Origin of the sequence: Shewanella sp. MF08487 (assembly GCF_050848685.1) — a bacterium.
GTDB classification, from domain to species: domain Bacteria; phylum Pseudomonadota; class Gammaproteobacteria; order Enterobacterales; family Shewanellaceae; genus Shewanella; species Shewanella glacialipiscicola.
The window spans coordinates 111550-119889 of the sequence record NZ_JBOZPB010000011.1 but is presented as its reverse complement, the minus strand read 5'-3'; the positions used below and the strand labels follow the sequence as shown (position 1 = coordinate 119889).

Here is an 8340-nt window from a genome sequence, read left to right as displayed (position 1 = left end):
AAGACGGCTTCATCTTTAAATGCCTGCGGATAACTCTTATGTGATTTTTTTAAACTCATATAGACCTCTTAATTTATTGACCATACTGTCTCAAAATTAAGTGTCCGATGGGATTAGACCAGAACATATTTACCGTACGCAAATTTAAGAATTTGTGTTTGCATACGCTGCATTCTCAAACCGCAATCTTAATTTAAACTGAAAAAACCACTAAAATATTCAGATAAGAGCGTAAAATAAAGTCCATACACAACACAAGGAAAAGCCATGCCTAACAGTAAAGTCACTCGCATAGAAATAAAATCCTATGCCGTATGGGATAAACCCACCCGCTTATTTCATTGGGTCAACGTCATTCTCGTACTCGCACTTGTTTTAGTGGGAGGCATCATGATGTATCGCTCTGAATTGGGTATAACGGAGTTAACGGGTAAAATTGGCTTAAAAACGTTACATGTATGCATTGGTTATGCATTTGCATTAAATCTTCTTGTGCGCCTTGTGTGGGGTTTTGTCGGTAATAAATATGCGCGTTTTAGCCATATATTGCCTAATGTAAAAACAAAAAGTGACTTAATGCTCTACAAGTCCGAACTCGCAGCAGGTAAAAACCCGCAGTATTTAGGTCATAATCCAAAGGGGAAATTTGCTGTACTGGCGATTATGCTGTTACTAGTCACGATAATGCTAACGGGGCTTTTTCGGGCTGGCACCGATATTTACTATCCACCATTAGGCAGTGCGATACAAAGCTATCTTGCGGAGTCAAATGTCGACCCAGAGAGTTTACAACCCTACGATGAAACTGGGGTTGATGTCGAAAAAGCCGCGACGATAAAACCGTTCAAAGGATTGGCTGGTGAAGTTCACGTCTATGCAGTGTACTTACTATTACTGCTCATTTTATTACACATTTTCGCCGTGATTTATACTGAGGTTAAACGTCAACCTGGGATTATTTCAGCCATGTTTTCAGGTAAAAAAATAATTCAAGGCCAACCCAAAGACGAGTGACTTTATAAGTGTTTGGTAGTTAAAACAAATAACGCCAGCAAATTGCTGGCGTTATTATATCGACTTGAAGGCATACACCAATGTATTTGGTATTGACTATTTCAAGTTATTTTTTCAGGGTAGACCCTGAAGTACGACCATCATCGTGACAGCTTTCACACGTAGGTTTATCACCCACGTTCATGTCATGAACCGCATGACAGTCAGCACAGACTAAATTACCGTCATGTGGCTTATGCACCGCATCCATTTCAGCAAGAGAACCGTGACAGCTTTGGCACTGTTCAAATTCAAAGGCACCATCCGCAGAAGGTGTACCATCTTTATGACAACTTTCACATCCACCTGATTCCGCATGAAAATCAGACAGTTTTTGATCTGCAGCAAATGCAGTTGGCGACAGCGCTAGCGCTGCGAGACTTGCACCGAAAAGCGCACTTAATAGTTTTTTGCTCACAATAGTATCCTCCAATGGCGATTGTCAGTGGAAATTCTTGTCAGGGTGACTTCCATCTCGCAACCAAAAGTAAATAGCACGACTCGATATAACTTAGTTAAGGATGTAAAAATAAGCAACCCATTACTAAGCCACATCAGTTTATCAATATGCTTAAGATTAAAATGTGCGCTATATCATGTAACCACATGCTTACATAAGGATTTTACACTTATACAACCTTATAACGTACAGAATGTAAACCATTATTATGATTAAGGTTAAAATAAATACCGTTAATCCAAAAATAAAAATCGCCACAAGCGAAATGAAAACATGGAAGCAATAAATGTAATGACGAGAAAATACACCTGCTGATGCTTGATGGGATATTTTAAAGCTCAACGATACAACACGCCCCAGGCACTTATTTTAAGTACCAAGAAGAGTTCAAAACCATATTTACTGAATTTATTCAGCTGGGACAAGAAAGTTAATAACCCTATCAATGGAGAGCTATTAATAACTGACACCCAATGGCTGATTCGTTTCGACTTCTGTTTTAGGCCAAGCGTTAATCACGGCTTTAACTAATGAGGCTAATGGAATTGCAAAAAATACTCCCCAAACGCCCCATAAACCACCAAAAACTAAAACGGCCGCTATGATGATCACCGGATGTAAATCCACCGCATCGGAAAATAAAAGAGGCACCAGTAAGTTACCGTCTAGCCCCTGAATAATGCCATAGCCCAACATTAAATAGCCAAATTCAGAACTAAAACCCCACTGAAAAAATGCCACTAAAGTGATAGGCAACGTCACCAATGTTGCACCAACGTAGGGGATCAATACCGATAAACCGGTTAACACACTTAATAAAACCGAATATCTCAGTCCCATTAAAGCAAACAGAATATAAGTTGCGACACCAACAACCACTATTTCAATCACTTTGCCACGGATGTAATTAAAGATTTGTTGATGCATCTCAAACCAAACTTTGCGCGCTAACTGGCGGTTGGCGGGGAAAAACCGTTTGCTACCATTGATTAATTGGTGTTTATCTTTTAAAAAGAAAAACACTAATAACGGCACTAAAATTGCGTATACCATCAACACTAATAAAGAGGCGGAGTAACCAATTAACTGCTTAGCAATATCTAATACATGCTGGGTATCGAGCAATTTTTTCAGCTCTCCCACCATCAGATTTAACTGTTCTGGATTGATAAATTGCGGATATTGATTGATCAGTGTTTGTATCGTCTGCATTCCTTTGTCTATCATGCTCGGTAAATCAGCAATTAAGCTCGCTCCCTGGCGCCACACACTCGGGATTAAACCAAACGTTAATAACACCACAATCCCTAAAAACAACACAATCACTAAAGAGGCCCCAGCGGTACGATTAATACCCAACTTAAGCATTTGGGTAACCGGCCAATCCAATAAAAAAGCCAACACCAGTGCAACTAATAAAGGTGCAAGTAAACCGGCGGCAAAATAAAGTACCAGCGCGAAACCCACAAGAATTGCCATTAAAGTCACCGCTTGAGGATCACTAAAGCGTTCTTTATACCAACGAGAAAAAACAGTAAACATGGAGGATTCCAATAGTGATAACGGGCTTAAGCTTCTTAAGCGCTCAAGAAAATGGATTACAGTATTGTGTAAAGCTTTTTAAGCCTCACTATAACACCTCACTGCCTCACGCTAATAATGAATAAGGTTGTTTAAGTAGCACTTTGCCACGTTAAGTACTGCATCGACGCGGATAAATTTAAACAACAAAGTTTAAATTTATCCTAGATATGGATCAACTTTGGTGATCATCAAGGCTAACAGACTCGCATCATTACGCAACTCTTCGACAACGTGACCTTGTTTTTTTAAATATTGGGGAACATCTCGCCGCGAACCTGAGTCAGAGAGTAAGATATGCAATTGCTCACCGTCTCGCATTGGCTTCAATGCCAGCTTGATTTTCACTAAAGGGACTGGGCAACGAAATAGTGTTAAATCAATAAAAATCATAATGAACTTGCTATAGATGAACTTGGGCTATTATCCTAAGTCGCCACTCAAACTACAAGCTCAGTGCAACCTCTTTGCCTTGTAGCAAAGATAATTAGAAAATATAAAGGATCCGCTTGCGTAACTTGACTTTTTTGACTCAATTAAAACCTTTTGTTGCAGGCGCACTTTCTTTGATGCTATTGACATTCGCCGCCAAAAGTTTTGCGAACAACGACTTACCAGACTTAGGCACAGCCGCCGTCAATACCTTCAGCCTTGAGAAAGAAATGGTTTATGGTGATGCCTATATGCGCGTCATTCGTTCCTCGGCGCCAATGTTAAACGATCCCGTATTGAGCCAATACCTTACCGAATTAGGTAATAAACTGGTCGCACATGCCACGGGAGTGAAAACCCCCTTTTATTTCTTCTTGTTACAAAACGATGAAATCAACGCCTTTGCCTTTTTTGGCGGCCATGTGGCCGTTCACACGGGATTATTTCTCAATGCCGATAATGAAAGTGAACTGGCCTCAGTGTTGGGTCACGAAATTACCCACGTTACCCAACGCCATCTTGCCCGCTCGCTCGAAGCACAGCAGAAAAGTAATCCTGCGACGATTGCAGGTTTACTCGGCGCAATTTTATTAACCATCGCGGTACCACAAGCGGGTATGGCTGCGCTAGCAACAACACAAGCGATGTCGACACAATCAAGAATTAACTATACTCGTTTGCATGAAAAAGAAGCCGATCGTATCGGGATGCAAATTTTGGTAGATGCGGGTTTTGACCCCAATGCCTCTGCGGATTTTTTTGGTAAATTAGCCAGTCGTTATCGCTTTACCACGACCCCGCCGCAAATGCTGCTAACTCACCCATTACCAGAGTCACGGATCACCGAGGCCCGAAACCGCGCGGAACAATACTCTAAACGCTATGTCCCAGACCATCTTAACTTCCAACTGGCGAAAGCACGTATTCAAGTACGTTTTTCTAGCTACAGCGACGAAGCCGTATTGAGCATGTTTGAAAGGCAGTTGAACAAACAAACCTATAGCTTTAAAGAAGCCGCACTCTATGGCAAAGCACTAGCATTATTTAGATTAAAAAAGTTTGATGAGTCCGAGAAAATTATTGACAGTTTATTAAAAATTGATGACAACAATCTGTTTTATATCGATACTAAATCCGACTTATTCATCGAACGTAAAGACTATAAGAACGCGATTACAATGCTCGAGGCTCAGCGCAGAATCAAGCCAACGTCTCAAGTTATTAACGCTAACTTAGCCAACATTTATATCGAAGCTGATCAGGCATCCAAAGCAATCCCTTTGCTGGAGGATATGATTTTCCTTGATAAACAGAATGAATTGCCTTACCAATTGTTAGCCACTGTCTATAAAAAAACCGGTAATCAAGCTTTGGAATATTTCTCTACTGCTGAGTTAATGGCATTAGGGGCAAACTACAAAGGTGCAATTGATCAATTAAATTTTGCTTATCGTGCATCTGAAAGTAATCCATTACAGCTCGCGCGGATTGAAGCACGGATCCGCCAATTCAAAATTGCCGACAAACAGATGGATGCCCTTAAATAAGTCACTAAAGTTAGTTCGCTGAATAAAAGCGGCTCTAATACAATCTGCGCCCCGAACACTCTGACGGGGCGTTGTTTTTTCTGTTATTATTCGGCCATTGTTATTTCAGCCCGTATTGAGCCTCTATCACTATGACCCAAGCGACGATTTACCATAACCCGCGTTGTTCAAAAAGCCGCGAAACCTTAGCCCTACTGGAGCAGCAAGGTTGTGATATTAGCGTGGTGGAATATTTAAAAAATCCGCCAACGGCTAAAGAAATCGGCGATATTTTGTCTAAATTAGGCCTTAGTGCACGTGAATTAATGCGCACTAAGGAAACTGAATATCAAACCTTGGGGCTTGCCGATACCTCGCTGACGGAAATACAGCTGATTGAAGCCATGGTGAACACGCCTAAGCTGATTGAGCGTCCTATTGTGCTTGCCAATCAACGCGCTGTTATTGGCCGTCCTCCAGAGAATGTGCTCGCGATTCTTTAACCCACTCTTGCCGCTATTTTTAACCGTTAGGTAGACATAATGACGTCCAACGCTTTATTTACCCTTAGCCGTTTAGGCTACTTTGCATTAGTACTGCTGTTAGGCGGCTGGTTTGTTGGCCAAGGAATGAATGGTGAATACTCGTTACTATTTAGCCTATTATGGATAGTGCCATTATTACTGCCTGCAAAAGGGATTTTCCAAGGTAATCCTTATACCTTTGCGTGGGCAAGCTTTGTGCTGTGCTTGTATATGTTACATGCTTTGACACTGCTTTATGTCACCACCGATGCCTTTATTTTTGCCTTAATCGAAGTGTTATTGATTGGTGTACTGCTCATCGCGTTTCCCTTCTACGCACGTATCCGTGGGCGTGAACTGGGATTAGGCTTGAAGAAAAAATCTAAAGAATAACCTTTAACCTCAGTGACATTTCGATGCCGTTCTACCTTTGAGGGTAGAACGGCATTTTTATAGAACAACGCCAAACGCCATCAACTAGAACGATTTAAATATCTGCATCAGCGATGCTCCCGCCTTATTGACAACCTCTACTTTAATCGAGTAAAAACTAACATTCAATACACTTGGATTGCTTTTTTTGCAACTTATTGTCCATGCTATAGTCAGGTGTTAATCTTGAAGTACCGGTTTGTAAAGTGTTATCAGAAGTCTAATAGCACGACTGAGTTAACAATGGAGAATAGTGTCATGGGAATGTCGGTATCACAGAAAATGTTGGCATTAATGGCCTGTTCTAGCCTACTCACAGCATGCGGTGGGGGCGGAGAAGATAATAACGCTCCTAACAATGGTGGGACAACGCCACCATCGGCTTCATTACTGCGTTGCACTGATAATACTGCACCACTGATTATCACAACGTCCTCATCCATTCGCTTTCAAACTGAGTCAACTTATACCGCGGGTCAATCCAGTGCCATTATTGCCAATATACCCAATCGTGATAGCCAGAATTTAAGCTTTCGCTGGCAGCAAATAGATGGACAAAATATAGAATTAGTCAGCCAAAACAGCCCGGTATTAGCCTTTGATATTCCCGCAGCGGGTAGCTACCGTTTTAGCTTACATGTGACCGGTAGCAATATAGATCTCATGGGTGAAATTGCTATTAATGCCGATGCAACGTCTATAGAAGGGCTTAATGTTCGTCAAGACCATCAAGTGGTTGAAGGCAATAATATCAGCTTAAGGCTCGGACAACAGTCGGGATTAAGCGCTGCGAATATCTCTTGGTGCGTAGCATCTGGCCCAGATTTGATGGTTGATATTAGCGATCCGTTTAGGCCATTATTTACTGCGCCAGCGGTCACCCAAGATACGCTTACTCGACTCAAAGTGAACGCCAACATCAACGGAAATCAGCTCAACGATGATGTTTTTGTCCTGACAACGGCGGCACCTGCGATAAGCTCAAGCTATTTTGACACCCCAGTCGCGCGCACTCATGCCTATCGTGCGGCCTCACCTTACTCCAATGTATTAAGCAACTGTGTTTACTCCAATCAACTTAATGACAGCTGTACTATCAATCAGTTACCTTTAATAGGCCAAACATCAAATGATCTCAATCGTGAGACCATTCTTAATCGTGTGCTGGTTTCACACGATTGGATGGGTGATAACTTTGCCGCCTTTTTAACCCAGTTGGACCCTAACAGCGATTTTGCCCGCTTATTACAATCTGTTACTGCCGTCGTGATTAGCTATGATGTACGCCCTTCTTTCTATTGGGTCGTCACTGGAGCGATTTATCTTGACCCTAACGATTTATGGCTTACGCCAATCCAACGTGACACGATCAATGAAGCGCCTGATTATCGTAGTAATTTTGGTAATCAACTCAATTTTATGATGCCTTGGCGCTATGTAAAAAATAATCAATATGCCTCACTCAGTGTGCCAACTACCGTCAGAACATACCGAACATTAGCGCAAATTAATCCCGATCTGGCCTCTTTGCTATACCACGAACTCGCCCATGCCAATGACTTCTTTCCCCGCAGTGTACATAACTCATTAACAGGGCCGAGATTATTAGATGACTACCGCCGGCGTAATGCGAGCAAGAGCCTAATTTCAGATGAAGTTAGCAAAAGTTATCCATTGATGAGCACTGAAATGAGCGGGCTTGCCAATATCAGTTTTCTCGGCGGCGTGGCTAATAACCTACAAAAAGCCTACCAACCCTCAGATGTGAGCACTTTCTTTTCTACCGATATCGCTAGCGATTTCTATGCTTATTCCACTACCCGTGAAGATACCGCTATGTTGTTTGAAGAAGCGATGATGAGCTATCGCTATCAGATATTACGTGATATTGCCGTCACCAATAAACCGGCGGTATTAACCGCTGATACGCTGCTGATTGATTGGGGACAGAGAGGTAGAATTGCCGATGACAGCTTAGAAAACCGCGCGGCACTGGTGATTGATGAAATACTTCCTGAGCTTAATGGCATCAGCGTGATTGAAAGCCTACCCGAGCCTGTTGCCATGACACAAGGCCAAAACTGGCGTCAAGCACTTGCAATATCACCCGCCAATATACGGCTTAAAAGCTTAAATAATGCCGCCGTAAATGATATTGCACCACGTTTTGAGCCTGAACTTCGTTTAAGTGGCGACCGTCATCGTCACCCACAACAATAAATACTAATAGGATGATAAACCCAGTTCAGGACACCTACGATACTGGACACTGAACAATCAACACGTAAAAGGCGTCAACGTCGATCTTATCTATACATCTTGTGCTATCTAA

The 8340-nt window shown here is 42.0% G+C and carries 8 protein-coding genes; 5 read left to right on the top strand and 3 right to left on the bottom strand.

The window, feature by feature from the left end:
• The first annotated feature begins 267 nt into the window (after positions 1–267).
• On the top strand, positions 268–1014 hold the full coding sequence (locus ACRN9H_RS10075) for a cytochrome b/b6 domain-containing protein (protein WP_432313535.1): 747 nt from the start codon (positions 268–270) through the stop codon (positions 1012–1014).
• Positions 1015–1120: 106 nt separating this feature from the next.
• Here ACRN9H_RS10075 and cctA read toward each other — a convergent pair whose 3' ends face one another.
• From cctA to ACRN9H_RS10060, 3 genes are all read right to left on the bottom strand, one after another.
• Positions 1121–1471: a tetraheme c-type cytochrome CctA gene (gene cctA, locus ACRN9H_RS10070; RefSeq protein WP_107882617.1), complete on the bottom strand. Its 351-nt coding sequence runs from the start codon at positions 1469–1471 to the stop codon at positions 1121–1123.
• Positions 1472–1969: 498 nt separating this feature from the next.
• Positions 1970–3055 (bottom strand): AI-2E family transporter, encoded by a 1086-nt coding sequence (locus tag ACRN9H_RS10065; RefSeq protein WP_432313534.1) that lies wholly within the window; start codon positions 3053–3055, stop codon positions 1970–1972.
• Between the two features lie 198 nt (positions 3056–3253).
• Positions 3254–3487, bottom strand: a complete 234-nt coding sequence (locus tag ACRN9H_RS10060; RefSeq protein WP_432313533.1) for a sulfurtransferase TusA family protein — start codon at positions 3485–3487, stop codon at positions 3254–3256.
• Between the two features lie 116 nt (positions 3488–3603).
• Here ACRN9H_RS10060 and ACRN9H_RS10055 point away from each other — a divergent pair, with 116 nt between their 5' ends.
• The 4 genes from ACRN9H_RS10055 to ACRN9H_RS10040 all read left to right on the top strand — a co-directional run bounded on the left by ACRN9H_RS10055 (position 3604) and on the right by ACRN9H_RS10040 (position 8228).
• Positions 3604–5073: a beta-barrel assembly-enhancing protease gene (locus tag ACRN9H_RS10055; protein ID WP_432313532.1), complete on the top strand. Its 1470-nt coding sequence runs from the start codon at positions 3604–3606 to the stop codon at positions 5071–5073.
• A 131-nt stretch (positions 5074–5204) separates the two neighbouring features.
• A complete protein-coding gene (gene arsC / locus ACRN9H_RS10050; protein ID WP_432313531.1) occupies positions 5205–5555 on the top strand; it encodes an arsenate reductase (glutaredoxin) in 351 nt (116 codons plus the stop codon).
• A gap of 39 nt (positions 5556–5594) precedes the next feature.
• The gene (locus tag ACRN9H_RS10045; protein WP_432313529.1) at positions 5595–5969 is read left to right on the top strand and encodes a DUF2069 domain-containing protein; all 375 of its coding nucleotides are present in this window, start codon (positions 5595–5597) and stop codon (positions 5967–5969) included.
• 297 nt (positions 5970–6266) lie between these two features.
• Positions 6267–8228 carry a hypothetical protein gene (locus tag ACRN9H_RS10040; protein ID WP_432313540.1) on the top strand — a complete coding sequence of 654 codons (1962 nt, stop codon included), beginning with the start codon at positions 6267–6269 and terminating at the stop codon, positions 8226–8228.
• Positions 8229–8340 lie beyond the last annotated feature (112 nt).

Coding starts and splice junctions, on each gene's coding strand:
- ACRN9H_RS10045 (WP_432313529.1), top strand. CDS start 5,595: ATGACGTCCAACGCTTTATTTACCCTTAGCCGTTTAGGCTACTTTGCA.
- ACRN9H_RS10065 (WP_432313534.1), bottom strand. CDS start 3,055: ATGTTTACTGTTTTTTCTCGTTGGTATAAAGAACGCTTTAGTGATCCT.
- ACRN9H_RS10075 (WP_432313535.1), top strand. CDS start 268: ATGCCTAACAGTAAAGTCACTCGCATAGAAATAAAATCCTATGCCGTA.
- arsC (WP_432313531.1), top strand. CDS start 5,205: ATGACCCAAGCGACGATTTACCATAACCCGCGTTGTTCAAAAAGCCGC.
- ACRN9H_RS10060 (WP_432313533.1), bottom strand. CDS start 3,487: ATGATTTTTATTGATTTAACACTATTTCGTTGCCCAGTCCCTTTAGTG.
- ACRN9H_RS10040 (WP_432313540.1), top strand. CDS start 6,267: ATGGGAATGTCGGTATCACAGAAAATGTTGGCATTAATGGCCTGTTCT.